General features: G+C 50.0%; 2 tRNA genes. Both read right to left on the bottom strand.

What is annotated here, in order from left to right:
- Positions 1-2: 2 nt before the first annotated feature.
- Positions 3-76: transfer RNA gene (locus AC3XQU_RS25215), tRNA-Met, on the bottom strand.
- 71 nt (positions 77-147) lie between these two features.
- A tRNA-Met gene (locus AC3XQU_RS25210) sits at positions 148-224 on the bottom strand.

The following is a 224-nucleotide window of genomic DNA, read 5'->3' as shown; positions in this document are numbered from 1 at the left end:
GGTGGTGATAGGTGGACTTGAACCACCGACCCCAGCATTATGAGTGCTGTGCTCTAACCAACTGAGCTATATCACCGAAACTTGTAACGAAAGCAGTAAAGCAAAATGGCCTGACCCTTGGGGAGCCAAGCCATCTGCAGGAATTCTTGGTGGTGATAGGTGGACTTGAACCACCGACCCCAGCATTATGAGTGCTGTGCTCTAACCAACTGAGCTATATCACC

It is taken from the genome of Telluria sp. AZSoR62, from assembly GCF_058111565.1.
The sequence above is the reverse complement of the archived record's forward strand: the minus strand, read 5'-3'. Positions and strand labels throughout refer to the sequence as shown.